Raw genomic sequence first — 25,949 nt, 5'->3', positions numbered from 1 at the left:
AGGCCGCCGCGGGGCCGTCGGCGCCCCGGCCGGGCCGTCCACGCGACGCGGCCACCGGAGCGGTCCGTGCGGGAGCGGCCCGGCCCCGGGACCGGCCCGGCCCGGGGGCCGACCAGGCCTCGGACCGAAACCCGGGCCGAAACCCGGGCCGAGGCCGGGCCGGACCGCGGTCGGGACCGCGGTTGACCGGCTCCGGGCCGTCCTCAGCGCTCCTCGACCGGGCGCCCCAGCGGCTCCTCCAGGATCCGCCGGGCGATCTCGCCGGGGCGCACCGGGCGCCCGAAGTGCCAGCCCTGCGCCCAGTCGCAGCCCATGGTCCGCAGCCGCTCGGCGTCCCGGTGGGTCTCCACGCCCTCGGCGGTGACGGTCAGGCCGAGCGCGTGCGCCATCGAGACCAGCCCGCTGACGATCCGCCACCCGGTGGACTCGTCCTTCCCCGGTTCGTGCAGGTCGCCGACGAAGGAGCCGGCGATCTTCAGCCCGGAGACCGGCAGGTCCCGCAGGTAGGCGAGGTTGGACCAGCCGGTGCCGAAGTCGTCCACGGCCAGCGACACCCCGAGGTCGACCAACCCGTGCAGGGTGCGCAGCGCCTCGTCCTCGGGCCCGACCACGGTCGACTCGGTGATCTCCAGCTGCAGGCGGGCCGGGTCCAGTCCGGTGCTGTCGAGGATCCGGCCGAGGTCGGTGACCAGGGCGGCGCTGCGGGCCTGGCGGACCGCCAGGTTGACGTTGAGCTGCGGAGCGGCGTCGCCGTACCGCTTGATCCAGTCCGCGGCCTGGCCGCAGGCCTGCTCCAGCACCCAGCGGCCGAGCGGCATGATCAGCCCGGTCTCCTCGGCGGTGGTGACGAACTCGTCCGGGCCGAGCACGCCGAGCTGCGGGTGGCGCCAGCGCACCAGCGCCTCCACGGCGGCCAGCCGGCCGTCCGCGAGGCGGTAGAGCGGCTGGTAGTCGATGAAGAACTCGCCGCGGTCGAGGGCCGCGGGCATCCGCACCGACACCGCGTAGCGGCTGACCGCCCGGGCGTTCTCCTTGGGGTCGAACAGCGTCCAGCGGCCGCGGCCGGCCTCCTTGGCGCGGTAGAGGGTGAGGTCGGCGGCCCGGACGGCGGCGCCCGGGGTGGTGGTGGACACCCGCCGCTCCAGCACGCCGACGCTGGCGCCGACGGCGAGCTTGTGGTCGCCGATCAGCACCGGCCCGGCCAGCGCCTTGAGCACGGTCTTCGCGGCGGCCACCGCCTCCTGCTCGCCCCGGCACTTCTCCAGCAGGACGACGAACTCGTCGCCACCGAGGCGGGCCACCAGGTGGCCGAGCGGGCTGAGGGCGGCCTTCAGCCGGGCCCCGACGGCGGACAGCAGCTGGTCGCCCATGTCGTGGCCGAGGCTGTCGTTGACCACCTTGAAGCCGTCGAGGTCGACGTAGCAGAGGCCGAAGCGGGCGCCCGGCTCGGGATCCTCGAACAGCTTCTCCAGCCGCTCGAAGAAGGCCGCGCGGTTGGGCAGGCCGGTCAGCGGGTCGTGGGTGGCCTGGTGGCGCAGCCGCTCATGGAGCCGGTAGCGGTCGGTGACGTCCTCCAGCATCGCGACCTGGTACTGCGGGGAGCCGTCGTCGTCGCGGATCAGCGAGACGGTCAGGTGGGTCCAGACCACCTCGCCGTCCTGGCGGTAGTACGGCTTGTCGAACTGGAAGTAGTCCCGCTTGCCGCTGATCAGCTCCTCGTACGCCTCCCACACGCCCGGGGTGTCCTCGGGGTGCACGAGGTCGCCGACCCGGCGGCCGATCATGTCGTCCGGGCCCGCGCCGAAGAGCTCCTGGAGGGCCTTGTTGACCGCCATGATGTTGCCGTCGGTGTCGCCGATGCCGATGCCGATCGCGGCGCTCTCGAACAGCGCCCGGAAGCGGGCCTCGGAGGCGCGCAGCGCCCGTTCGGCCTCCTTGCGGGCCGCGTCGGCGGCGGTGCGGATCGCCTCCTGCTCGGACAGCGTGCGCTCGCGCAGGGCCGCCGCCCAGCCGGCCGCGAAGGCGCCGGTCAGGGCCGGGCCGCGGTCGTCGTGGACGGGCTGCGCCTGCAGCAGTTCGACCGCCCGGGACAGCAGCACCGGGTCGGTGAAGTGCGCGTCGACCAGTTCGGCGCCGGCCTGCGCGGCCAGCCGCGGCTCGAACGGGTCGTCCTCCTGGGCGCGGTGCAGCAGCGCGGCGGTGCGCGCGACCAGTCGGCCGAGCAGTCCGGGGTGGACGGCGATGCCGTGGTCGGCGGAGAGCAGCTGGGCCCACGCCTCGTGGAACCGCTCCGCGTTGCCGCGCACCGGGGTGGTACTCATCTGCTGAACCTGGTTCCTCTGGTCTGCGCGCCGGTTCCGGCGGTCGCGGCGGGCTCTGCGTGCCCGGCGGCAGCCCGTCGGCCGGTACCGCCGGCGCGCGTGCCGCTGCCGCCCGTGCCCGGCGCCGCGACGCCGGCGGCCGCCGCGCGGGGCGTACGGCCGTCGGCGCCTCGTCCGTCGCGTCCGCTCAAGGGCGGAACCCCACGCCCGCCACCCCGGTCATCCGCTCGGGGTGCTCGCCGACCGTTCCGGGCTGGTCCGGGCGCCACTGCGGCAGGTAGACCACGCCGGGCTCGACCAGCTCGAAGCCGGAGAACATCGCGGTGATCTGCTCGTGGGTGCGCATGGTCAGCGGGGTCGGCGTCCGCTTGTAGAGCTTCTGGTGGTCCTCCGCCTGGTCCGGGCGGCCCTCCAGGGAGGCGTGCGAGAGCACCAGCGCGCTGCCGGGCGGGAGGACGTCGCGGATCACGCCGATCAGCTTCCACGGGTCCTCGTCGTCGCTGACGAAGTGCGCGACGGCGACCAGCAGCACGGCCACCGGCTCGCCGGCCGCCAGCAGCTCGACGACCTCGGGGCGGGCCAGCAGGTCGGCGACGTCGCGCAGGTCGGCCTGGACGACGGCGCAGTCCTGGTCGTCCTCCAGCAGCAGGCGGCTGTGCGCGACGGCGACCGGGTCGCGGTCCACGTAGACGACCTTCGCCTCGGGGCGGATCGCGCGGGCGATCTCGTGCACCGCTCCGAAGGTCGGGATGCCGGAGCCGATGTCCAGGAAGCGGGTGACGCCCTGTTCGGCGAGGAAGGTGACGGCGCGCCGCAGGAAGGCCCGGTTGGAGCGCATGATCTGCGGCAGCTCCGGCCACAGGGCGATCGCCTTGCGGGCCATCTCCCGGTCGACCTCGAAGTTGTGCGAGCCCCCCAGGTAGTAGTCGTAGACCCGCGCGGCGTTCGGTTTGTCCAGGTCCGTACCCTCCGGTACCCAGCTCGGTCGCCGCATGCCCGTGACTCCTTCACTCCGGTTCTGGGGGTGCAGCGCCCAGGGGATGCTGCCGTGACTGATGAGACTACAAGCACAGAAGATCCTCCTCCGCACCCCGAACGGGTGCAAGCGGAGTGGGCCCTTCCTGGCCGGGAGGTGTTCGCGGAACGTTCACCTCCACACCGGGCCCGCGCCGCGGACCAACTCGGCAACGGTCCAACCGCGTTCACCCCCGGGTCCGACCGGGGCCGGACTAGGCTGGGGCCGTGGACCCCAACCACTACCGATTCCGGGACGTCTGGCGGCTCGCGGCTCCGGCACCCATCGTGTACGCAGCACTGGAGGACGTGCAGAGCTACCCGCTGTGGTGGCCGGAGGTGCGGGAGGCACGGCCGACCGGCGAGGACTCCGGGGACGTGGTGCTGCGCGCGCTGCTGCCGTACCGGCTGGTGGTCGGCCTGGTGCCGAGCCGGCGCGATCCGGCCGCCGGAGTGCTGGAGGTGACCATGCGGGGTGACCTGAACGGCTGGACGCGGTGCACGGTGACGCCGGACGGGCCTCGCGGTGCGGGCAGCCGGGTGCTGTTCGAGGAGGACGCCCGGCCCGGCCGACCCCTGCTGCGCCGATTCGCCCTGCCGCTGCACCCGCTGTTCCGGGCCAACCACGCGGTGATGATGCGCCGGGGGCAGCGGGGGCTCGCGGCGTACCTGGCGGGGCGGGGTGATGGATCCGGCGGGGGCTCGAACGACAGGCGACGGATGACGGCGGACAGATGACAGACGACGACTTTCAGCGAACAGCTGACAGGTTTCAACATCTGTCAGCTGTTCGCCGCTCCCCCGACCCCGCGCCCGACACCGAGGCCGGCCCCACGCCCGCGCCCACCGACCCCCCTGACTTCGGCTTCGACGCCCCCTTCGACCGCACCGGCACCGGCAGCAGCAAGTGGGCCCGCGCGGACGCGCCCGGGGTGGTCCCGATGGGCCTCGCCGACATGGACCTGCCCGGCCCGCCCGCCGTCGCCGAGGCGCTGGAGCGGCGCACCCGCCACCGCGCGTACGGCTACACGGGGTGCGACCCGGCCGGCCGCACGCTGGTGGCCGACTGGTACCGCGTCCGGCACGACGCCGCGGTGGACCCGGACTGGGTCCTGCTGCTGCCCTGCGGCCCGCGCACCGCGCTGCGCGTCCTGCTGGAGACCGTACGGCCGCAGGCCCCCGTCCTCTTCCCCACCCCCGAGTGGGGCGGCTTCGCCCAGCTCTGCCGCGCCGCCGGCCTCCCGTACCGCGAACTGCCGCTGCCCCTGGACCCGGACGGCTACCGGCTCCCGCGCGGCCCGCTCCCCCGGCCCGCCGGCGCCGTCCTGCTGAGCAACCCGCACAACCCCTCCGGCACGGTGTGGCCGGCCGGTGCGGTGCGCGGGCTCGCCGCCCGGGCGGCCGAGAGCGGCGCGCTGCTGGTCTCCGACGAGGTGCACGGCGACCTCACCCACCCCGGCCGCGCTCACCCCGTCGCCGTCACCACCGCCGACCCCGCGCACCGGCACCTCGTCGTCACCCTCAACTCCGTCGGCAAGACCTTCAACTGCTCGGGCATTCCCAGCAGTTTCGCCCTCGTCCCGGACCCCGGACTGCGCGCCCGGTTCGCCGAGGCACTGGCCGGCTACGGCCTCTGGGAAGGCGGCCTGCTGGAGCAGACCGTGCAGCAGGCCGCGCTGCGCGAGGGCGGCCCGTGGCTGGACGCGCTGCTCGCCCACCTGTCCGCCGCCCGCACCCGGCTGACCGACCGGCTCGGGACCGCCGTCCGCTGCACCCCGCAGGCCTCCTACCTGCTCTGGCTGGACGCCGCAGCGCTCGGCCTGCCGCCCGCCGACGCCCGCCGGGCGCTGCTGGAGCGCTGCGGCCTGGAGGCCTCCGCCGGCGCCGACTTCGGCCCCGGCGGCGAGGGTTCGCTGCGCCTGAACTACGCCCTGCCGGGGCCGGCGCTGGCGACCGTCCTGGAGCGCCTCGAGCGCCTGTGACCCCGGCACATGCCCCGGTCGGACCCGGCCCGCACCCCGCGCGTCGGAGGCCCGGCGAGCCCTGGCTTCACCCGTTCGCCACACCGCTGACCTGCGAAGACGGACGTTCACGGGATTTTTGCGGAGCGCCCCCGCATGCTCCGTAGCAAACTGGGCAAGGTAGACCGGGCCGCAATCGTGATCCCGAGGATGGTGAGTCCGGTGATACCGGTATCCCGCACCACTCCGCCCGACCGGCAGAGCACGCAACCGCCCCCACCGGGGGTGACCCCGTTGACCGAATCGGGGGCGCGCAGCCACGTGTCGGGCGTCTGCTTCAAGATCGGACCGCCCCGTCTGGTGGGGGTGGAAGTCGAGTGGTTCGTCCATGACGATCGATGTCCCTCCCGGCCCGTACGGCCGGAACTGCTCCACGCCGCACTGGAGTCGCTGCCGCTCGGCGGCCCGGACGGCACTTCGCTCCCCTCCGGTTCGCGACTCACGCTCGAACCCGGCGGACAGGTCGAGCTCAGCTCCCCGCCCGCCACCGGCCTCCTGAACTGCGTCGAGGACACCCGACGCGATCTGACCGCCCTGCGGGCCGCCTTCGCGGCGCAGGGCCTGCGCCTCACCGGCACCGGGACGGACCCGCTGGCCCGCCCCCGGCGGATGGTGCTGGACCACCCCCGCTACCGCGCGATGGAGCGCTTCTTCGACTCCGCCGGGCCCTGGGGCCGGATCATGATGACCGGTACAGCGTCGGTGCAGGTGTGCCTGGACGCCGGCGAAGCGGACGGCCCACAGGCGGCGCAGCGCCGCTGGCGACTGGCCCACCGACTGGGCCCGGTACTGATCGCCGCCTTCGCCAACTCGCCGATCCTGGACGGGAATCCGACCGGCCACAGGTCCACCCGGCAGACCGTCTGGTCCCGGATGGACCCGACCCGCACGCTCGCCCCGGAGCCCGACCACGGCGACCCGCGCGAGGCCTGGGCACAGTACGTGCTCGACGCCCAAGTGCTGTGCGTACGAAGGCCCGAGGGCCTGCCGTGGACGGCCCCCGCCGGGCTGACCTTCCGCGACTGGATCCGCGGGGCGGGTGAACGCCCGCCCACGCTGGACGACTTGGACTACCACAGCACCACGCTCTTCCCCCCGGTGCGCCCGCGCGGCCACCTGGAGCTGCGGATGATCGACGCGCAGCCCGGGGACGGCTGGGTGGTGGTCGCCGCACTGGTCACCGCGCTGCTGGACGACCCGGTGGCCGCCGACGCCGCGCTCGCCGCACTGGAGCCGCTCGAGTCCCTCGACCGGCCGCAGGGCGCGAACGCCCCGCGCCCGCCGCGCAGCGAGGCCTGGCGCCGCGCCGCCACCCTGGCGACGGCCGACCCCGAGCTGCGCCGGGCCGCCCTGGGCTGCTTCGCCGCCGCCGACGCCGCCCTGGGCCGCCTGCCCGGGGCCGGACGGCTGCGCGACACCGTCGCCGAGTTCGCCGAGCGCTACCCCGCGCGCGGCCGCTGCCCGGCCGACGACCAGCTGGACGCCCTGCGCTCCGGCACCCGACGCACTCCCCCGGAGGAGGCCGCACCATGACCGACGTCCGACCCCGCGGGGGCACCGACTCCACCGCCGCCACCGGCACGGGTGCCGACGCCACAGCCGACACCACCGCCGCCACAGCTGCCGGCACGATCTCCGCTGTCGGCACCGTCGGCGACCTCGGCGCCGTCGGCACCGAGGCGCTGCGCGAGAGCATCGCCACCGAGCTGCTGGCCGCCCGCGCCCGGACCGCCGCGCTGACCGACTGCGTCGAGGACGGTGACCTCACCGCCCAGCACTCCCCGCTGATGTCCCCGCTGGTCTGGGACCTCGCGCACATCGGCAACCAGGAGGAACTCTGGCTGCTGCGCAACGTCGGCGGCCGCGACCCGATGCACCCCGAGATCGACCCGCTGTACGACGCCTTCGAGCACCCCCGTGCCGAGCGCCCCAGCCTGCCGCTGCTGCCGCCCGCCGAGGCCCGGGCCTACGCCCACGAGGTACGCGGCCGGGTGCTGGACCTGCTGGCCGCCAGCCCGCTGGAGGGCGCGCCGCTGCTGGAGGCCGGGTTCGCCTTCGGGATGATCGCCCAGCACGAGCAGCAGCACGACGAGACGATGCTGATCACCCACCAGCTCCGCCGGGGCGAGCCCGCCCTGGCCGCTCCCCCGCCGCCGCCCGTACCCGCCGACGCGGCCGCCCTGCCCGCCGAAGTCCTGATACCCGCGGGCCCGTTCACCATGGGTACGGACACCGAGCCGTGGGCGCTGGACAACGAGCGCCCGGCGCACACCGTCGACCTGCCGGCCTTCCTGCTGGACACCACCCCGGTCACCAACGCCTCCTACCAGCGCTTCATCGCGGACGGCGGCTACGACGACCCGCACTGGTGGACACCGGAGGGCTGGGAGCACCGGCTGCGCGCCGACCTGACCGCCCCGCTGTTCTGGCGCCACCAGGACGGCCAGTGGCTCCGCCGACGCTTCGGATCGGTGGCACCGGTCGAGCCGAACGAGCCGGTTCTGCACGTCAGTTGGTACGAGGCCGACGCGTACGCCCGGTGGGCCGGTCGGCGGCTGCCGACCGAGGCCGAGTGGGAGAAGGCGGCCCGGTACGACCCGGCCACCGGCCGCTCCCGCCGCTACCCCTGGGGCGACGGGCCGCCCGGCCCCGAGCACGCCAACCTCGGCCAGCGCCATCTGCGTCCGGCCGGCGCGGGCAGCTACCCGAAGGGCCAGTCCCCGTACGGCGTCCGGCAGTTGATCGGCGACGTGTGGGAGTGGACGGCCAGCGACTTCCGCCCCTACCCGGGCTTCCGGGCCTGGCCGTACCGGGAGTACTCGGAGGTGTTCTTCGGCCCCGAGTACAAGGTGCTGCGCGGCGGCTGCTTCGCGGTGGCGCCGGTCGCCTGCCGAGGCACCTTCCGCAACTGGGACTACCCCGTCCGGCGGCAGATCTTCGCCGGCTTCCGCACCGCGCGCGGCCTGGAGGCGGACTGATGTGCCGTCACATCGCCTACCTGGGCGAGCAACTGGCACCCCGCGAGCTGCTGGTGCACCCGCCGTACGGGTTGTACCGGCAGTCCTGGGCGCCCCGGGTCCAGCAGTACGGCACGGTCAACGTGGACGGTTTCGGCCTCGGCTGGTACGCGGACGGGGACGAGGCGCCCGCCCGCTACCGCCGGACCGGCCCGATCTGGGCGGACGAGACCTTCGCCGACCTCGCCCGGGTGGTCCGCACCCGGGCGCTGCTGGCGGCCGTCCGCTCCGCCACCGAGGGCTGCGCGCCGGGTGAGGGCGCGGCCGCGCCGTTCGCCGCCGAACGCTGGCTGTTCAGCCACAACGGCGCGGTGGCCGGCTGGCCCGGCAAGCTGGCCGCACTGGCCGCCCTGCTGCCCCCGGCCGAACTGCTGGACCTGGAGGCGCGCACCGACTCGGCACTGCTGTGGGCGCTCGCCCTGCACCGGCTGCGGGCCGGCGCAGGGTTGGGCGAGGCACTGGCGGGCACCGTCACGGACGTCGCCGCGCACACCACCGGCCGGCTCAATCTGCTGCTCACCGACGGCACCGCGATAGCCGCGACCACCTGGGGCGACACCCTGTACCACCGCGCGCTGCCGGGCCTCGGCACCGTGGTGGCCTCCGAGCCGTACGACGACGCGCCGGGCTGGACGACCGTCCCGGACGGCTCACTGCTGCTGGTGGACTCGCGCGGCGTGACCGTGAGCCGCCTCCCCGGCCGCAACTGACTCCCCACTCTCCCTTCATCTTCTGAACAGAGGAACCACCCTGTCATGGACACATTCGATCTCACCCGACTGCTGCCCGCCGACCACTTCAGCACCGCGCTGCGCCACGACGTGCAGCACGGCCTGACCTCGCAGCCCAAGTGGCTGCCGCCGAAGTGGTTCTACGACGCGCGGGGCAGCGAGCTGTTCGAGGAGATCACCCGGCTGCCGGAGTACTACCCGACCCGCGCGGAGCGGGCCATCCTGACCGCCCGGGCCGGCGAGATCGCCGCCGCCACCGGGGCCCGCACGCTGGTCGAACTGGGCTCCGGCTCCTCCGAGAAGACCCGGCTGCTGCTGGACGCCCTGCGCGTGCTCGGCACCCTGGAGACGTACGTCCCGGTGGACGTCAGCGAGAGCGCGCTGACCGCGGCCGGGGCCGCGCTCGCCGCCGAGTACCCCGGGCTCGCGGTGCACGGCGTACTCGCCGACTTCACCGCCCGGCTCGGCCTGCCCCCCGAGGGCCGCCCGCGCCTGGTCGCCTTCCTCGGCGGCACCCTCGGCAACCTGCTGCCCCAGGAGCGCGCGGCCTTCCTGCGCCGCCTGCGCGCCGCCCTCGACCCGGGCGACTTCCTGCTGCTCGGCACCGACCTGGTCAAGGACCCGGCGGTGCTGGTCGCCGCCTACGACGACTCCGCCGGGGTGACCGCCGAGTTCAACCGGAACGTCCTGAACGTGCTCAACCGCGAGCTGGGCGCCGACTTCGACCCGGACGCCTTCGAGCACGTCGCGCTCTGGGACGCCGAGCAGGAGTGGATCGAGATGCGGCTGCGCTCGCTGCGCTCGCAGACCGTGAAGATCCCGGCCCTGGACCTGCCGGTGCACTTCGCCCGGGGCGAGGAGCTGCGCACCGAGGTGTCGGCCAAGTTCCGCCGGGAGCGGGTGGCCGGGGAACTGGCGTCCGCCGGGCTGCGACTGAGCCACTGGTGGACGGATCCGGAGGGCCGGTTCGGGCTCTCGCTCGCCTCGCCCGCCTGACCGGTCGGCCCGGGCGGCTTGGACGGCAGGCCCGGGCCCCCCGACCGGCGAGTTCCCGGGCCCCGTGGAGCGGTGGGCCCGGGCGGCCTCGCCGACAAGCCCGGGCAGCCTGGCCGACAGACCCGGGGCCCCAATTTGCTTGTTCACCTTACGAATTCTCAGAGCGAAACTTGAGGGTCCAGGTGTACAAGACTTAAACGAATAGGGGTTACGATCTCGGCTACCGAGCTCAGCGTTGAGTACCAGGAGTCAGATCGTGAGCGTCACCCAGAAGCCCTCCGGGGCGGTCGAGGCCCCCGCGCCCGGCCGCCTCGGCTTCGTCGTCTTCATCACCGCGGCAGCGGCCCTCGGCGGCTTCCTGTTCGGCTATGACAGCTCCGTGATCAACGGGGCCGTCTCCGGGATCCAGGAGAAGTTCGGCGTCGGCAGCGGTGTCACCGGCCTGATCGTCTCCTCGGCCCTGCTGGGCTCGGCGATCGGCGCCGCGTTCGCCGGACGGTTCGCCGACCGCTACGGCCGCATCAAGGTCATGAAGGCGGGCGCGCTGCTGTTCGCGGTCAGCGCGGTCGGCTCGATGCTGCCGTTCTCCGCCTGGGACCTCGCCCTGTGGCGCGTCCTCGGCGGCGCGGCCATCGGCATCGCGTCGGTGATCGCCCCGACCTACATCGCCGAGGTCGCACCGACCAAGTACCGGGGCCGGCTGGCCTCCTTCCAGCAGGCCGCGATCGTCCTCGGCATCGCGATATCCCAGCTGGTCAACTGGGTGCTGGCGCAGGCGGCCGGCGGTGAGACCCGCGGCCACCTGCTCGGCCTGGAGGCCTGGCAGTGGATGCTCGGCATCTGCGTCATCCCGGCCGTGGTCTACTTCGTGCTCTCGTCGGTCATCCCCGAGTCCCCTCGCTACCTGATCCAGGCCGAGCGCCTGGACGACGCCCGCAAGGTGCTCGCCGAGGTCGAGGGCGAGGGCGTGGACGCCGACGCCCGGATCGCCGAGATCCAGTCGCTGATCGCCTCCGACCACCGCCCGCGCTTCCGCGACCTGCTCGGCGGCCGGTTCGGCCTGCTCCCGATCGTCTGGGTCGGCATCGGCCTGTCGGTCTTCCAGCAGCTGGTCGGCATCAACGTGATCTTCTACTACTCGTCGATCCTGTGGCAGTCGGTCGGCATCGACCAGAGCAACTCGCTGATGATCAGCTTCGTCGGCTCGGTGATCAACATCCTCGGCACCGTGATCGCGATCGTGCTGGTCGACCGGATCGGCCGCAAGCCGCTCGCCCTGATCGGCTCGGCCGGCATGGCGGTCGCGCTCGGCACGGCGGGCTGGGCCTTCTCCTCGGCCACCGGCAGCGGGGACAACCTCACCCTGCCCGACCTCCAGGGCACCGTCGCGCTGGTCGCCGCCAACGCCTTCGTGCTGTTCTTCGCGCTGTCCTGGGGCGTGGTCGTCTGGGTGATGCTCGGCGAGATGTTCCCGAACCGGATCCGCGCCGCCGCGCTCTCCGTCGCCGCCTCCGCGCAGTGGATCGCGAACTGGGCGATCACCGTCTCGTTCCCGTCCATGTCGCACTGGAACCTGTCGGCGACCTACCTGATCTACGCCGCCTTCGCCGCGCTGTCCATCCTCTTCGTGGCGAAGTTCATGAAGGAGACCAAGGGCGTCCGGCTGGAGGACATGGGCTGATCCGCCCGTCAGACTTCCCGGCCCCCGCACCCCGGCGCGATCAGCGCGCGGGTGCGGGGGCCGAACCGTTTCCGCAGGGCGACGGGCTCGCGGGGCGCAGGGCGTTGCGCCGGGTCGGGGCGGTCCAGGCCGTCGGGTCGGTTCGGTCGGCCAGGGCGGTTCAGGCCGTCGGGGCGGTTCGGATCGGACCTGGCGTTTCGCCCGGTCCGGGCCGCCGGCCGGCGCTTCACGGCCGCTCGGCGAGCCGGGCGTAGCGCAGGGCGAGCCCGTCCAGCAGCGCCTCCAGCCCGGTCTCGAACGCGCCCTCGTCCACCGCCCCCCGGTGACCGGCCAGCCGGTGCGCCTCGCCGAGGTGCGGGTAGTCGGCCGCGTCGTAGACCTCGACGTCCGCTGGGAACCCGGCCGCGAACGAGGCGAGCGCCGAACCGGTGACGAAGTAGCGCATCAGCGCGCCGATCCTGGTCGCCTGGCCGCGCGGCCACCCGGACTCGACCAGGTGGCCGAACACGGCGTCGGCCAGCCGCAGCGCGTTCGGCCGCCGCCCGGGGCCCTGGGCCAGCACCGGGACGATGTTGGGGTGGGCGGCCAGCGCGGCGCGGTAGGAGCGGGCCCAGTCGCGCAGCGCCTGCGGCCAGGCAGGCCCGGCGGTCCCGAACATCGACAGGTCGACTTCGCCGATGACGCTGTCCACCACCGCGTCCAACAGGTCGTCCTTGGTGGCGAAGTGGTTGTAGAGCGAGGGTCCGCTGACCGACAGCTCGGTGGCGAGTCGGCGGGTGGACAGGGCGTCCAGCCCCTCGTCGTCGATCAGTCGCAGCGCGGCGGCGACGATGCGCTCGCGGCTGAGCAGCGGGGTGCGTGGACGGGCCATCGCGGCGGGTGCCTCCGGTTCCTCCGGTCGGGTGTGCCGGCGACCGATTCTGGCAGGTGCCCCTTCCCAGCGCGGGCCGGCGGGGCTACAGTCCCCCCATAAAACTTGCAGCGCTAGTTTAATGGGCCCGGCCCCGACGCCGGGTCCGGACACCGGATTCGGGAGCCGCCGTGAACCTGGAGTTGTCCGAGGAGCAGAGCGCCGTCCGGGACCTCGCCGCCTCCTTCGCCGACCGCGAGATCGTGCCGTACGCCGCCGAGTGGGACCGCGCCGAGTCCGTCGACCGCGCGATCATCGGCAAGCTGGCGAAGGTCGGCTTCCTCGGGCTGACCATCCCGGAGGAGTACGGCGGCAGCGGCGGCGACCACCTCGCCTACTGCCTCATCCTGGAGGAGCTCGGGCGCGGCGACTCGGCCGTGCGCGGGATCGTCTCGGTCTCGCTCGGCCTGGTCGGCAAGTCGGTCAACGCCTTCGGCACCGAGGAGCAGAAGCGGCACTGGCTGCCCCGGCTCACCTCGGGCGAGGCGCTCGCCTGCTTCGCGCTCACCGAGCCGGGCACCGGCTCCGACGCCGCCAACCTCACCACCCGGGCTGTCCGGGACGGCGACGACTGGCTGATCAGCGGCGCCAAGACGTTCATCACCAACGGCACCTGGGCCGACGTCGCCCTGGTCTTCGCCCGCACCGGCGGCGACGAGCCGGAGCAGCGCGGCCACCGGGGCATCACCGCCTTCCTCGTCCCCACCGACCTGCCCGGCTTCACCCGCACCGAGATCCACGGCAAGCTCGGCCTGCGCGGCCAGGCCACCGCCGGGCTCTCCTTCGAGGGTGTCCGGGTGCCGGACAGCGCCCGGCTCGGCGAGGTCGGCAAGGGGTTCACGGTGGCGATGGCCGCGCTGGCCAAGGGCCGGATGTCGGTGGCGGCCGGCTGCGTCGGCATCGCCCGCGCCTGCCTGGAGGCCGCCGTCCGCTACGCGGGCGAGCGCGAGCAGTTCGGCAGGCCGATCGCCTCGCACCAGCTCGTCCAGGAGCTGCTGGCCGGCATCGCCGTGGACGTGGAGGCGGCCCGGCTGCTCACCTGGAAGGTCGCCGACCACATCGAGCGCGGCCTGCCGTTCGCCACCGAGTCCTCCGTCGCCAAGCTGTACGCCAGCGAGGCCGCCGTCCGGGCCGCCAACAACGCGCTCCAGGTCTTCGGCGGCTACGGGTTCATCGACGAGTACCCGGTCGGCAAGTACCTGCGCGACGCGCGGGTGATGACCCTCTACGAGGGCACCAGCCAGATCCACCAACTGCTCATCGGACGTGCCCTCACCGGCGTCAACGCCTTCTGACCCCGCCACGGGCACTCCCCGCCCCGCCACCCGACAAGGAGCCCGACGACGTGCGTCCCGTCTACTTCGCCGCCGCCCGCCGCACACCCATCGGCCGGCTGCGCGGCGCGCTCGCCACGGTCCGCCCGGACGACCTCTCGGCCACCGTGCTGCGCGCCCTGCTCGCCGACGTACCCGCGCTCGACCCGGCCCGGATCGACGACGTCTACTGGGGCGCCGCCAACCAGGCCGGTGAGGACAACCGCAACGCCGCCCGGATGGCCGCGCTGCTGGCCGGCCTGCCGGAGACCGTCCCCGGAGCCACCGTCAACCGGCTCTGCGCCTCCGGCCTGGAGGCCGTCACCCTCGCCGCCCGGGCCATCGGCTCCGGCGAGGCGGAGGTGGTGCTGGCCGGCGGCTGCGAGTCGATGACCCGCGCCCCCTTCGTCCTGCCCCGCCCCGACGAGGCGCTGCCGCACCGGATGGAGACCATCGACACCCGGCTCGGCTGGCGGCTCACCAACCCGCGGATGGCCGAACTGCACGGCGTGCTCAGCATGGGCGAGACCGCCGAGGAGGTGGCCGCCCGGTACGGCATCGGCCGGGAGCGCCAGGACGCCTTCGCGCTGCGCAGCCACCAGCGGGCCGGCGCCGCCCGCAAGGACGGGCACTTCGACGCCGAACTCGTCCCGGTCGAGCGGCCGGACGGGGTGACGGTGAGCCTGGACGAGGGCATCCGTGAGGACACCAGCCTGGCGAAGCTCGCCGGCCTCAAGCCGGTGTTCCGGCCCGGGGGCACCGTCACCGCCGGGAACGCCTCGCCGATGAACGACGGCGCGGCCGGGCTGGTCCTGGTCAGCGAGGAGGCGCTGCGCGACCTCCGGCTCCAGCCGCTCGGCCGGTACGTGGCCGGCGCCTCGGCCGGGGTGCACCCGGACGTCATGGGCATCGGCCCGGTGCCGGCCACGGCGAAGGTGCTCGCGCGGGCCGGCTGGTCGCTCTCCGACCTGGACACCGCCGAGCTGAACGAGGCCTTCGCCGCCCAGGCGCTCGCCTCCGCCGACGGGATCGGGTTCAGCCCGGAGCAGGCCGAGGAGGTGGTCAACCCCAGTGGCGGCGCGATCGCGCTCGGCCACCCCCTGGGCGGCTCCGGCGCCCGCATCCTCACCACCCTGCTGCACCGGATGCGCCGTACCGGCGCCCGGCGCGGCCTGGCCACCATGTGTGTCGGTGTGGGGCAGGGTACGGCCGTGCTGGTCGAGAACCTCTGACCAACGGCGGGGCGGGCGACAGCCGCCGGGCGACGGCGGCGGGCGGCAGCGGACGCGGCGAACAGATGACAGCTGATGAAATCTGTCAGTTGTCAGTTGTCAGCTGTCGGCCGTCATCTGTTCGCTGTCGGTTGTCGGCCGTCGCCCGTCGCCCGTCGTCGCCAGTTCGATCCAACTTCCAAGGAGTTCACATGACACGGTTCGCGGGGAAGGTCGCCGTGGTGACGGGCGCGGCGCAGGGAATCGGGGCGGCCACCGCCCGTCTGCTGGCGGAGGAGGGTGCGGCGGTCGCGGTCGTCGACCTCACCGCCGAGCGGGCGGCCGGGACGGTCGCCGAGATCACCGCCAAGGGCGGCACCGCCCGGGCGTACGGCTGCGACGTGGCCGACTACGACGCCGTGGAGGCGGTGTTCGCGCAGGTCGCGGAGGACCTCGGCGGGGTGCACATCCTGGTCAACAACGCCGGGATCACCCGGGACAACCTGTTCTTCAGGATGCCGAAGTCCGACTGGGACGCGGTGCTGACGGTCAACCTGACCAGCGCGTACAACTGCAGCCACGTGGCGCAGAAGTACATGGTCGCGCAGAAGTACGGGAAGATCGTCTCGCTCAGCTCGCGCTCGGCCCTCGGCAACCGGGGCCAGGCCAACTACGCGGCCGCTAAGGCCGGCATCCAGGGCCTCACCGCGACCCTGGCCATCGAGCTCGGCCCGTTCAACATCAACGTCAACGCCGTCGCCCCCGGGTACATCGCCACCGCGATGACCGCGGCCACCGCCGAGCGGGTCGGCAGCAGCGCCGAGGAGCACCAGGCCGAGGTCGCCGCCCGGACGCCGCTGCGCCGGGTCGGGCAGCCGGAGGAGGTCGCCTCGGTCGTCGTCTTCCTCGCCAGCGAGGAGGCGTCCTACGTCAGCGGGCAGACGCTGTACGTCAACGGCGGGGCACGCTAGACACTTTGCTGACGCATCGTCACCGGGTCGTCCCAGGTGGGGGGTTACCTTCCCCTGGGGCGACCTTTACCTTTTCGCGTGGCCGAGCCTGACCATGACCATGATCACACGACCCCACCAAATGACTATGGCATGATCATGCGGCTCTCGATGGGATGGCCGGACCGACCCGACCGAACCAGGTCGGGCCCTGCGCCCCAAGGAGCCCCATGGGCAGCCCCGCCACCCTCCGCCGCGCCCTGGCCCTGCTCGCCGTGGGGGCCACCGCCCTCACGGCCGGCACCGTCGCCGTCCCGGCCGCCGGCACCGCGATCGCCGCCCCCGCGCACGACCTCGCGGGCGTCCACGTCCGCCCCGCCTCCTTCGGGCACCACAACGCCCAGGGCCGCGTCGCCCCGCTGAGCACCGCCCAGTGCGTCAGCCAGCTCGGCATCCACTGCTACTCGCCGCTCCAGTACCGGGCCGCCTACAACCTGAACCCGCTGTACCAGGAGGGCATCACCGGCAAGGGCCGCACGATCGTCATCGTCGACTCCTTCGGCTCGCCGACCATCCAGCACGACCTGGAGGTATTCGACAAGCAGTGGGGCATCCCGGACACCAACGTCGAGGTGGTCAAGTGGGGCAACGTCCCCGACTTCGACCCGAAGAACCCCGACCACACCGGCTGGGCCGGCGAGACCACCCTGGACGTCGAGTACGCCCACGCGGTCGCCCCCGACGCGCACATCATCCTGGTCGAGACCGGTGTCGCCGAGACCGAGGGCACCACCGGCCTGCCCGAGATGATGGACGCCGAGAAGAGCCTCATCAAGCAGGGCCGGGCCGACGTCATCTCGCAGAGCTTCGGCGCCACCGAGAACACCTTCCCGGGCTTCGACAAGGGCGACTTCAAGTCGCTCACCGACCTGCGGTACGCCTTCCAGGCCGCCGCCGACCACAACGTCACCGTGCTCGCCGCCTCCGGCGACAACGGCGCCACCGACGCCAAGGAGAACGGCACCGACCTGTACCCGTACAAGGTCAACTCCTGGCCGTCCTCGGACCCGCTGGTCACCTCCATCGGCGGCACCCAGCTGACCCTGGACGACGCCGGCAACCGCACCGCGCCCGACAAGGTGTGGCACGACAAGTCCGGCGCCGGCGGCGGTGGCGTCTCGGGCGTCTTCGAGCGCCCGTGGTACCAGGCCGGCGTCGCCAACGTCACCGGCAACCACCGCGGCACCCCGGACATCAGCATGAGCGCGGCCGTGGACGGCGCCGCCTGGACCTACGAGTCCTACGACCCGACCTCGGTCGGCTGGCACCTCACCGGCGGCACCAGCGAGGCCACCCCGCTGTTCTCGGGTGTCGTCGCGCTCGCCGACCAGCTCGCCGGCCACCGCCTCGGCCAGCTCAACTGGCGCCTGTACGGGCTGAACCTGCTGCCGGGCAAGTGGAGCGGCATCGTGGACGTGAAGCAGGGCGACAACAGCTGGGAAGGCGTCACCGGCTACAGCGCCACCGAGGGCTACGACCTCGCCAGCGGCCTGGGCACCATCGACGGGGCGAAGTTCGTGCACGCGGTCGCCGGTCGCTGAGCGGGCGAGCCGCCGGGGCGGCGGGTCGCCGGGTCGCCGGGTCGCGGGTGACAGGGAACCGCTGACAGCGAACAGCTGACAGATTTTGAAATCTGTCAGCTGTTCGCTGTTTTCTGTCTGCTGCCATCTGTTCACCGCCGACCGTCAGCCGTGGGTGACGGTCGGCGGTCGGCGGTCAGCGGTCAGCTGGTGGCGGCCAGCTGGGCGAGGTAGCGCTCGGCGGCGCGGAGCTTGCGGCCGTCAGGCCCCGGGAGGTAGGCGCGCAGCTCGATGATCTCGGGGGCGATCCGGATGGCCTCCGCGCGGTCGCCGATCGCGCGCCAGCAGGCCTCGGCGTTGGTGGCCGCCCGTTGGGTTTCCGGGTGCTCCGGGCCCTGCGAGCGGAGCAGCGTCAGCGCCACCTCGCGGTAGATGTCCGCGGCCTCGGCCGACCGGCCCGCGAGCCGGCAGACGTGCGCCCGGACCTGCCGGACCTGCAGCACCGGCTCGGAGACGGCGCCGTGCTCGGCGATCGCCTCCAGTTCGAGGGCGAAGGCCAGGTCGGTGGCGGCGGCGTGGTCCCCGGCCTCGGCGCTGCGGACGATCCGTCCGATGACCTCGCGGTAGTCCGCCCGAGGCCGGCCGGCCGCAGCGGCCTCGTCGGCCGGGGGCTCGGCCGAGGTGTCGGTAGGAGCATCGGTCGGCGCGGGCGGCTCCTCGGCGGCCACCTCGTCGGCCGGGAGTTCGTCCTGCGGCACGGCGCCGGCCGGTACCCCCTCGGCCGGTACCTCCTTGGCCGGCACCCCGTCAGCAGGCGCCTCGTCGACCGGAACCACGTGGGCGGGCTCCTCGCCAGCGGGCTCCTCGGCGGCCGGTGCCTCGTCGGCCGGCGACTCCTCGGCGGGAGCCACGTCGCCCGGAGCCACCTCGGCGGGCAGCTCGTCCGCCGACACGTCCTCCGCCAGGACCGCGTCCCTGGGCTCCTCGGCCGCCTCGGGCACCTCCACGGCCTCCGGCGCCTCCTCGGCGACCTCCTCGGGCGCGCCCTCGCTCGCCCCCTCGGCCACCACCTCGGCAGCCGCAGCCTCGGCCTCGGCGGCCAATGCCGCCTCCTCCTGCGGCAGTTCGGGCTCGGCGACGACGTCGTCCACCGGCTCCGGCCGGGACTTGTGGAGCGTGACGCCCGCCGGGCGCGCGCTGTCCTCGGGCGCGGCGTCGGCCGGGGCGGGCTTGCGCAGGGTCACGCCCGGCGTCTCGACGGTGCCGCCCGCCTTCACGAGGCTGACCGGGCGGGTCGGGCGCGGCGGAGTGGGCGGCACACCCGGCTTGGCCAGGCTGACCCGACCGCCCGTGGCGACCGGGGACCCGGCGGTCCCGGTGGCCTCGGAGGGCCACACGGGCACCCCGGCCGGGTCCGGCACCGACCGCTCGGGGACGGCGTCCCGCGGCTCCGTCGGACGCGGCAGCAGCGGCATCGGAGGCGGCACCTCGGCCGGCAGTCCCTCGCCGCGACGGGCGGTGTTGCGGAAGACCGGGCGGTCCGGGGCGTGCGTGGCCAGGATGACCACGTCCGGCCGCAGCACCGAGTACACCTGCTGCCGCAGCTGCTCGGGCGCGAGCACCTCGCCCGCGCCGGGCCGGCCGCCGTGCAGCGCCTCGATCAGGGCGCGGGTGAAGGTGCCGATCTGCTCCGGATCCGGGCTGACCACCGCCCACAGCGGGATGCCCTCGCTGAGCGGCGAGACGGTGCCCTGGAGGTACGGCCAGGCGTTCTGGTCGGCGCTCAGGTCGGCGATGACGAGGGTCTGCCACTCGGCCGGACGGTGGCTCAGCTCGGCGGCGATGGCCTGCCAGGGGAGGCCGTCCTGTTTGGCGTCGCGCAGGGTCAGCTGGAGCTGCCCGCCGCGCTTGTCGGCGACGACGTGGCCGCCCAGGTGGATCAGCAGCGGTCCGGGGTGCCGGGAGGCGGCACGCAGGTGGGCGAGGACGGTGTGCGGGTCACCGGCGCCGGGGAGGTGGACGGCGTCCACCGCGTCGGCGGCGAGCAGCACCTGCGGCGAGACGGCGGCGAGCATCGCCGAGAGGACCGGCGCCTGGGTCGGTCCGCCACGGCCCCAGGTACGGCGGCCGGAGTTTCCGTACCCGCCCTCGATCACCAGGATCCGTCCGCGCGGCGCGGCACCGAGCCCGCCCGCTCCGACGGCGGCGACCGGCGCCGCGCTCTGGACCGGGAACGGCGGCGGGGTCGCCGCGGACGCGGCCCCGGCGGCGGGCAGCCCGGTGAGGGTCCATCCGGTGGGCGGAACGGGCGGCGCGACCGGGGGCGCGGGCGGTGACGTGGGCGCCTGCCCGACCGGCGGCATGCCTCCCTGCACTCCCCCTTGCGTGCCCGACCCGGACGCCGGCGCGACACTCGGAGCGGCACCCGGCGCGCCACCCGACCCGGAAGCGCCACCCGACCCGGAAGCGGCGCCCGGCACCGGAGCAGTGACGGGCACGGGGGCGGGAACGACCGGAGGCGCCGGCGGCGGCTCGTACAGCGCGGCGGGCCCGGGCGGGTGCTCCTCGGCCGGAAGGCGCGGGGGCGGCGGTACGGCGTCCCAGGGACCCGAGTCCGCCGCCGGGTCGGGACCTCCGGAAACCGCTGTCGTCTCCGTCATCTCCTGGTCACCGCCCCGCCCCGCCGCTCCCGCGGCGTCTGATGCCCTTGACTGCGTGGTGCCTGCCACCACACTCCGTGCGCGCCACCCTACGAGATCCCGGCTCACCCGTTCCAGGCCGGGTGGCCGATCGACGCACCCTCCGCACCACCCGTCCCGCCCGGCCCCGCTAAGGTGCCGTTGTGACCGACACTGGCCGCCCCTTGCTGTTCCTGGACGTGGACGGCCCGCTGATCCCGTTCGGCGCCCCGCCTCCGGGCGGCTACCCCACCTTCCGCAGCCCGCACCTCCCGCCCGGAGCGACCCCGGGCGGGAATCCCCTGATCGCCCGGGTGGACCCGGAGTTGGGGCCGCGGCTGCTGAGCCTGCCGGGCGATCCGGTGTGGGCCAGCACCTGGCTGGAGGACGCCAACGAGTGCCTCGCGCCCTGGCTCGGCCTGCCCCGACTGCCCGTCGTGGACTGGCCGGTGGACACCCCGGACGCCCCCGACGCCACCGGTGCCACCAGCGCCGGGGCGGAGCCGCACGGTCTGCACTGGAAGACCCGGGCGCTGGTCGCCTGGGCGGGCGGGCGGCCGTTCGCCTGGGTGGACGACGAGATCTCCGACGCCGACCGCCGCTGGGTCGCCGCCCACTCCCCCGCGCGCGCCCTGCTCCACCGGGTGGACCCCCGACGCGGGCTCACCGAGGCGGACTTCACCGTCCTGGACGCCTGGCTGCGCACGCCCTGACCGGCCACCGGCCCCCGCCCGCCCAGCGCCCGGCGACCATCCGACCCGCCGACCCGCCGACCCGCCGACCCGCCGACCGCATCCGTACGGAACTCCCACACGGCCGCCACATCCGCCGTCGGCCCGCCGGCCCCGTCAACACGACGGCCCGGCCACCCCCGTGGGAGTGACCGGGCCATCGGGGGACTACGTCAGGAACCCGCGAGCAGGTCCCGCAGCAGGGCGACGGTGTCCGCGTCCAGGTCCCGCCCGGTGCGCCGGCTGAGCGCGTCCAACCGGTTGACGGCGCGCAGGAGTTGGTCCCGGGCGCCGGCCGAGGCGTAGGCGTAGAAGAGGTCCCGGTGCAGCAGTTCGACGTCCGGGGCGACGGCGAGGCCGCGGAAGACGGCGGCCTCGGCGCTGCGGTGGTCGCCGTACTGCAGGCGGCGGGCGGCCAGTTCGTGGGCCGTGTCGACGATCGCCGCGATCATGTCCTGCCGCTCGGCCTCCGCCCAGCCGTACGAGGCCGGCGGGGCCTCGGCGAACGGCGCGCCGCGGACCAGGGCCAGGGCGTGGGCGAGGGCCGCGTCGGCGGTGGCACTGGTGCTGCGCATGCCGCGCCGGTAGAGGCTGCGGAACTCGTCCCAGTCGCAGGTGACCGCCGGGGCGAAGGAGTAGCCCTCCGTGCCCTCGGTGGGCAGGAAGGCGCGGCCCTCCGCCGAGGTGCCGAACCAGGCGGCCAGATCGGCGAGTTTGGCGGGCAGCGGGCTCTCGGCGTCGGCCGAGGTGGGGTGCGGGTCGAGGTGCGCCGCGCCGGGGTGCAGGTCGTGGTCGAGCGCGAGGTGGTCGGAACCCGGCCTCAGCGCCAGGTAGACGGCCAGCTCGGTGAGCCGGGGCAGCGCACCGGGATCGGCGGTGCCGAGGACCCCAGCGACGTCCACCGGACCGAGCAGCCGGATCCGGGGGGCGTTGCGCTGGGCGTGCGCCTCCGGGGAGCGGAGGATGGCGAGCAGGTCGTCGCTGTCGCTGCGCCCGGTCGCGGTCCGGGCGGCCGCGGCGACTGCGGCGGGGCCGGGCTCGCCGACGGGCTCGGGCGCGTCCACAACGACGGCGTCCGCGCTCTCCGTGGAATCCGCGGTCCTCGCGGCTCCCGCGGAACCCCCGGTCCCGACGGTCTCCGCGACCCCGGCCGGCCCGGTCCCGAGGGCGGCGGCGGACGCGGGAGCGGCCTCCGGAACGGGCTCGACCGACGGTTCCGTCTCCTCGACCGTCTTCGACCCCGCCGGCTGCTCCCCCACCGGCTCCGCCACGCCGGGCTGCGGGGCGACGGGCTGCGGCACGACCGGCTGGACGGCGAGCACGACCGTCGCCGTGGACTCCGAGGAGGCGTCCCCCGACTCCTCCGCCCCCTCGCCCTCCGGCAGGCCGGGCCGCCGCAGGTCCCGGGTGGTCTCGTCGGTGGCCGCCTGCCGCCCCTGCCCGTTGACGACGAACCGCGCCGGACCGGCCGGAGCCGGAGCCGGCACAGGAGCCGGTACGGGAACCGGAGCCGAGGCCGAAGCCGCGGGCGGCAGGGCGGCGGGAGTCGGAGCAGGCGTCACCGGATCGGTCCCCGCGAACGGGCTGGCCCCGGTGCCGATGACCCGGGCGAGCAGCCGGGGACCGGCCGCCGATTCCGCACCCTCCTCCGCCCCGCCGGTCAGGGCCCCGGCCACCGGCTTACCACCGGCCGCCGTCCCACCCGCCGACGCGCCACCCACCGACGCGCCGACGGCCGAGGCACCGACGGCGACCGAAGCCCCGACGGCGGCCAGCACCGGTACCGCGGCGGGCAGTTCGGTGGTGTCGGTGTCGTCCTCCGGCCCGTCCAGCGTCCACGCCGGGGCCGGGTGCTGGGTGGTGTCGTCGGCGACCCGCAGCAGCTCGGCGACCTGGTCGTACTGCTGCCCGCTGAGCCGCTGCAGCTCGACCGTGAGGTGCAGGCCCGGGATAGCGGCCTGGCCGGAGGTCGGCAGGGTCCAGCGGGCGACCGGGCCGGTGCCGCGCTCGGGGGCGCGGGTGACGACGGCGACGCAGGTCCGCGGCCGGGCGTCGAGCAGACGTCCGAGCTCGGCCGGGACGTCCCCGCCGGGCTGGTGGGCGCAGAGCACGATCTCGGGCGTCCAGGACTCGTCGGCCTGGCCCCGGCTGCGGGCCTCGCGCGGGCTGGTGGCCTCGGCGGCGACCAGGGTGGCGCGGGCCTTGGCGGTGCGCGGGCCGAGGGCGGCGAGCGCGGCCTCCAGGGTGGGGTGGCGGTGCACGCGTTCGGCGGCCGGGCCGCTGATCGGCACCTCCTCGGCGAGGTCCACCAGGTGCAGGTGGAGGCGGTCGGCGAGCGGGCTGTGGGCCAGTTCGATGGCCAGGGTGCGCAGCACGTCGCGGGCGTCGTCCGGGTGGCCGGACAGGTGGAGCAGCCGGACGGCCTCCAGGTCCGCGAGGACCACCGAGCCGTCCGGCGAGGTGCCGAGGGTGACCAGCGCGGGGTACGGCGCGGCGGTCTTCCGGGCCTGGGCAGGGCTGAGCAGGTCGCCCGAGTCGGCGCTGCACCACCACACGTTGGCGGCGTGCGCGGCGCGGAACGGCGCGATCGGGGTGGCCGGGCCGGACAGGTGCAGCTCGACGGTCTGGCCCTGGGTGATCCGGGCGGCGACGATGGCGGGCAGCCGCTTGCCACCGCGCACGGTGTTGCGGGCCAGGCTGCGCAGGGCGCGGTCCAGCAGGTCCAGTCCGGCCTGGTCCTGGCGGGCCATCAGCTCGTTCTCGAAGGCGGCGGCCTCGGCGCCGGGCATCGCGATGCGGTGCCGGGGGCGGCGGGCGCGCTGCTGGGTGCCGCGCTTGTGGGCGACGGTGCCGACCATGACGGCGGCGAGCAGCACGCCGACGGTGGAGGCGGAGAGGGCGACGGTGTAGTCGTCGCTGGGAGCCTGGTCGGCGTGCGCGGCGGGGGCGGGCGCGTGGGCGGGCGCGGGCGCCGGGGCCGACTGCGGCGCGCCCTGCGTGGGAGCACCCGGCGCAGGCGCCGGTGCCTGGTCGGCGGGAGCCGGCGCGGGCGTCGGAGCAGGCGCGGGCGCAGACTCAGGAGCCGGAGCCGGAGCCTGGTCAGCCGACGCCGGAGCGGCACCCCCCGCCCCCGGCACCGCGAGCACCATCCCCGGCACCACCACGTCCGGATCGGTCAGCCGCTCCCCGTCCGGGGCCTGCACCCCCTTGTTCGCCTCGAACAGCTGCGGCCACTGCTCCCCGTCGCCCAACTCCCGCTGGGCGATGGCCGACAGGCTGTCCCCGGCTTGGACGGTGACGGTCCGCTGCCCACCGGAACCACCCGCATCGCCCGTGCCACCCGTACCGCCGGCGCCACCGGCCTCGGAGCCGGCCTGCGGCGCCCCCTGCGCCGCGTCCTGCCCCGCGCCTCCCGAAGCACCGGGAGCCGGCGCCGGAGTCCTCGCCTCGTCCGGCTTGGCGTCCGCCGGCATCAGCAGCTCCCAGCCCGGCTGGATCGGCCGCTCGGCGTCGAAGCGGACGCCCGAATCACCCATCGTCCGGCCCTCGTTGAGCTTGGCGATCTCCACCCAGCGCTCCCCCGAGCCCAGTTGGCGCTCGGCGATGGACCACAGGCTGTCGGCCGGGCGGGCGTCCCGCACCGTGTACGTGGTCTGCTGCTCGGCGGCCGGGGTCAGGGCCGGCGCGGCCTGCGCGGCGGGCAATGCGGCGCGCTGCACGCCCGGCGTCAACTGCGCCTGGACGGCCGGGCGCTGAGCAGGTTCGGGGACGGCCGCGAAGGCCGAGCCGGCCACCGGCAGCAGTGCGAGCACCGAGCCGACCAGCCCGGCCGCGAGCCGCTGGCTCCAGCCGAACGCCGGGATGCGGCGGGCGATCCGGCCGCGCAGCTGGGCGGGGACCTCCAGCAGGACGGAGAGCGCGAAGCAGGCCCAGGCGATCCAGCCGACCACCACCAGCGCCCACAGGAACAGGCTTCCGTCGTCCGGGCTGGTGAGCGCCTCGCCCACCCCGCCCGAGGCGACCCCGCCCATCCCGGCGACCGCGTCGGTGCCGTACAGCAGCAGCGCGGGGACGCCGAACAGCAGGACGAGCAGGGTGACCAGCGCGCCGAGCGCGGTGATCACGGCCCGGCCGCGTCCCCGGGGTGGTCGGGGCGCCGGGGCGGCGGGCCCTCGGGCGCCGCCGGCGCGATGGGACGTCCCGGCCCGGCCGGTACGGGCCTGGGCGGTACGGGCCTGGTCCTTGGCACGTGGCGCGGCCATCAGTCGGTCTCCGCTTTCTCGACTCCGTGGACGAGGGTCGCACTGCCCTTGCCCGTTACCTTCCGTTCCCCGAGGGCGCCCAGCAGGACCGGGCGGTAGTCGGCCTGCACGGTGACGGTGACGACCCTGCCGTCGCCGGAGAACTCGATGCCGCCGGCCCGCAGGCCGTACAGGCCCAGGTAGGCGTCGGCGGCGTCCCGGACGTACTTCTCCTGGACCTTGAAGCCCTTGCCCTGCAGGACGGCCGCCCGGTCGAGCTGCTGGCCGCCGACCCGCGCGGCCTCCAGGGCGTAGGCGTCGGTCCGCTCGGCGACCCGTAGCCGGCCGCCCGCGTCGATCACCAGGGCGATGACGAGCACGACGTAGGCCGCGCAGATCGCCACGAAGAGGGCCACCGCGCCCCGGTCGGACCGGCGCGCCGGCAGCCGCCGCCGCAGACGGCTCACCACTCCCGTCCCCTCCCCCCACTTCGCACGCTGAACTCCCCACCGGCCCCACCGGGCGCCACTCGGTACCGCTGCGTCATCCCCCGA

General features: G+C 74.9%; 18 protein-coding genes. 12 read left to right on the top strand and 6 right to left on the bottom strand.

Annotation, left to right across the window (positions count from 1 at the left end):
• Positions 1–203: 203 nt before the first annotated feature.
• Positions 204–2,321, bottom strand: coding sequence for a putative bifunctional diguanylate cyclase/phosphodiesterase (locus ACZ5GH_RS29815; protein ID WP_464335820.1), 2,118 nt, complete (start codon positions 2,319–2,321; stop codon positions 204–206).
• Positions 2,322–2,508: 187 nt separating this feature from the next.
• The gene (locus ACZ5GH_RS29810; RefSeq protein ID WP_387756699.1) at positions 2,509–3,315 is read right to left on the bottom strand and encodes an SAM-dependent methyltransferase; all 807 of its coding nucleotides are present in this window, start codon (positions 3,313–3,315) and stop codon (positions 2,509–2,511) included.
• A gap of 248 nt (positions 3,316–3,563) precedes the next feature.
• On the opposite strand from ACZ5GH_RS29810, the gene ACZ5GH_RS29805 reads away from it, so the two are divergent.
• The 7 genes from ACZ5GH_RS29805 (at position 3,564) to ACZ5GH_RS29775 (ending at position 11,781) form a co-directional block, all read left to right on the top strand.
• Positions 3,564–4,073: an SRPBCC family protein gene (locus tag ACZ5GH_RS29805; RefSeq protein ID WP_387756700.1), complete on the top strand. Its 510-nt coding sequence runs from the start codon at positions 3,564–3,566 to the stop codon at positions 4,071–4,073.
• The gene (locus tag ACZ5GH_RS29800) at positions 4,070–5,317 is read left to right on the top strand and encodes a MalY/PatB family protein (RefSeq protein WP_464335819.1); all 1,248 of its coding nucleotides are present in this window, start codon (positions 4,070–4,072) and stop codon (positions 5,315–5,317) included. The genes ACZ5GH_RS29805 and ACZ5GH_RS29800 overlap by 4 nt, the downstream gene beginning before the upstream one ends.
• A gap of 264 nt (positions 5,318–5,581) precedes the next feature.
• Positions 5,582–6,889, top strand: a complete 1,308-nt coding sequence (gene egtA / locus ACZ5GH_RS29795; RefSeq protein WP_464335818.1) for an ergothioneine biosynthesis glutamate--cysteine ligase EgtA — start codon at positions 5,582–5,584, stop codon at positions 6,887–6,889.
• Complete coding sequence (gene egtB, locus ACZ5GH_RS29790) at positions 6,886–8,334, top strand: ergothioneine biosynthesis protein EgtB (protein ID WP_464335817.1); 1,449 nt, start codon at positions 6,886–6,888, stop codon at positions 8,332–8,334. The genes egtA and egtB overlap by 4 nt, the downstream gene beginning before the upstream one ends.
• Positions 8,334–9,083: an ergothioneine biosynthesis protein EgtC gene (egtC, locus tag ACZ5GH_RS29785; protein WP_464335816.1), complete on the top strand. Its 750-nt coding sequence runs from the start codon at positions 8,334–8,336 to the stop codon at positions 9,081–9,083. The genes egtB and egtC overlap by 1 nt, the downstream gene beginning before the upstream one ends.
• 45 nt (positions 9,084–9,128) lie before the next feature.
• Positions 9,129–10,100, top strand: coding sequence for an L-histidine N(alpha)-methyltransferase (egtD, locus tag ACZ5GH_RS29780; RefSeq protein ID WP_464335815.1), 972 nt, complete (start codon positions 9,129–9,131; stop codon positions 10,098–10,100).
• A gap of 253 nt (positions 10,101–10,353) precedes the next feature.
• A complete protein-coding gene (locus ACZ5GH_RS29775; protein WP_387756824.1) occupies positions 10,354–11,781 on the top strand; it encodes a sugar porter family MFS transporter in 1,428 nt (475 codons plus the stop codon).
• Positions 11,782–12,007: 226 nt separating this feature from the next.
• Here ACZ5GH_RS29775 and ACZ5GH_RS29770 read toward each other — a convergent pair whose 3' ends face one another.
• A complete protein-coding gene (locus ACZ5GH_RS29770; protein ID WP_387756706.1) occupies positions 12,008–12,652 on the bottom strand; it encodes a TetR/AcrR family transcriptional regulator C-terminal domain-containing protein in 645 nt (214 codons plus the stop codon).
• Positions 12,653–12,822: 170 nt separating this feature from the next.
• Here ACZ5GH_RS29770 and ACZ5GH_RS29765 point away from each other — a divergent pair, with 170 nt between their 5' ends.
• The 4 genes from ACZ5GH_RS29765 (at position 12,823) to ACZ5GH_RS29750 (ending at position 17,766) form a co-directional block, all read left to right on the top strand.
• Positions 12,823–13,986 (top strand): acyl-CoA dehydrogenase family protein, encoded by a 1,164-nt coding sequence (locus ACZ5GH_RS29765; protein WP_464335814.1) that lies wholly within the window; start codon positions 12,823–12,825, stop codon positions 13,984–13,986.
• A 50-nt stretch (positions 13,987–14,036) separates the two neighbouring features.
• Positions 14,037–15,236, top strand: coding sequence for a thiolase family protein (locus ACZ5GH_RS29760; protein WP_464335813.1), 1,200 nt, complete (start codon positions 14,037–14,039; stop codon positions 15,234–15,236).
• Between the two features lie 191 nt (positions 15,237–15,427).
• Positions 15,428–16,186 carry a 3-oxoacyl-ACP reductase FabG gene (gene fabG / locus ACZ5GH_RS29755; RefSeq protein ID WP_387756709.1) on the top strand — a complete coding sequence of 253 codons (759 nt, stop codon included), beginning with the start codon at positions 15,428–15,430 and terminating at the stop codon, positions 16,184–16,186.
• A 209-nt stretch (positions 16,187–16,395) separates the two neighbouring features.
• The gene (locus ACZ5GH_RS29750; protein ID WP_464335812.1) at positions 16,396–17,766 is read left to right on the top strand and encodes a S53 family peptidase; all 1,371 of its coding nucleotides are present in this window, start codon (positions 16,396–16,398) and stop codon (positions 17,764–17,766) included.
• A gap of 182 nt (positions 17,767–17,948) precedes the next feature.
• On the opposite strand, the gene ACZ5GH_RS29745 is transcribed toward ACZ5GH_RS29750, so the two are convergent.
• The gene (locus tag ACZ5GH_RS29745; protein WP_387756711.1) at positions 17,949–20,108 is read right to left on the bottom strand and encodes a hypothetical protein; all 2,160 of its coding nucleotides are present in this window, start codon (positions 20,106–20,108) and stop codon (positions 17,949–17,951) included.
• A gap of 479 nt (positions 20,109–20,587) precedes the next feature.
• Here ACZ5GH_RS29745 and ACZ5GH_RS29740 point away from each other — a divergent pair, with 479 nt between their 5' ends.
• Complete coding sequence (locus tag ACZ5GH_RS29740; RefSeq protein ID WP_464335811.1) at positions 20,588–21,136, top strand: HAD domain-containing protein; 549 nt, start codon at positions 20,588–20,590, stop codon at positions 21,134–21,136.
• Positions 21,137–21,327: 191 nt separating this feature from the next.
• Here ACZ5GH_RS29740 and ACZ5GH_RS29735 read toward each other — a convergent pair whose 3' ends face one another.
• Positions 21,328–25,416 carry a LysM peptidoglycan-binding domain-containing protein gene (locus tag ACZ5GH_RS29735; RefSeq protein ID WP_464335810.1) on the bottom strand — a complete coding sequence of 1,363 codons (4,089 nt, stop codon included), beginning with the start codon at positions 25,414–25,416 and terminating at the stop codon, positions 21,328–21,330.
• Positions 25,416–25,865 (bottom strand): hypothetical protein, encoded by a 450-nt coding sequence (locus ACZ5GH_RS29730; RefSeq protein WP_387756714.1) that lies wholly within the window; start codon positions 25,863–25,865, stop codon positions 25,416–25,418. The genes ACZ5GH_RS29735 and ACZ5GH_RS29730 overlap by 1 nt, the downstream gene beginning before the upstream one ends.
• Positions 25,866–25,949: the final 84 nt, after the last annotated feature.

Source organism: Kitasatospora sp. Xyl93, from assembly GCF_055383135.1.
Note: the sequence above shows the minus strand (reverse complement) of the source record. Positions and strands in the feature narration are given on the sequence as shown.

Excerpts from the sequence above, each read along its gene's own strand:
- ACZ5GH_RS29735 (WP_464335810.1), bottom strand. The coding sequence starts at position 25,416 with ATGGCCGCGCCACGTGCCAAGGACCAGGCCCGTACCGCCCAGGCCCGT.
- egtB (WP_464335817.1), top strand. The coding sequence starts at position 6,886 with ATGACCGACGTCCGACCCCGCGGGGGCACCGACTCCACCGCCGCCACC.
- ACZ5GH_RS29770 (WP_387756706.1), bottom strand. The coding sequence starts at position 12,652 with ATGGCCCGTCCACGCACCCCGCTGCTCAGCCGCGAGCGCATCGTCGCC.
- egtC (WP_464335816.1), top strand. The coding sequence starts at position 8,334 with ATGTGCCGTCACATCGCCTACCTGGGCGAGCAACTGGCACCCCGCGAG.
- fabG (WP_387756709.1), top strand. The coding sequence starts at position 15,428 with ATGACACGGTTCGCGGGGAAGGTCGCCGTGGTGACGGGCGCGGCGCAG.
- egtD (WP_464335815.1), top strand. The coding sequence starts at position 9,129 with ATGGACACATTCGATCTCACCCGACTGCTGCCCGCCGACCACTTCAGC.
- ACZ5GH_RS29750 (WP_464335812.1), top strand. The coding sequence starts at position 16,396 with ATGGGCAGCCCCGCCACCCTCCGCCGCGCCCTGGCCCTGCTCGCCGTG.
- ACZ5GH_RS29745 (WP_387756711.1), bottom strand. The coding sequence starts at position 20,108 with ATGCCGCCGGTCGGGCAGGCGCCCACGTCACCGCCCGCGCCCCCGGTC.
- ACZ5GH_RS29815 (WP_464335820.1), bottom strand. The coding sequence starts at position 2,321 with ATGAGTACCACCCCGGTGCGCGGCAACGCGGAGCGGTTCCACGAGGCG.
- ACZ5GH_RS29800 (WP_464335819.1), top strand. The coding sequence starts at position 4,070 with ATGACAGACGACGACTTTCAGCGAACAGCTGACAGGTTTCAACATCTG.
- ACZ5GH_RS29810 (WP_387756699.1), bottom strand. The coding sequence starts at position 3,315 with ATGCGGCGACCGAGCTGGGTACCGGAGGGTACGGACCTGGACAAACCG.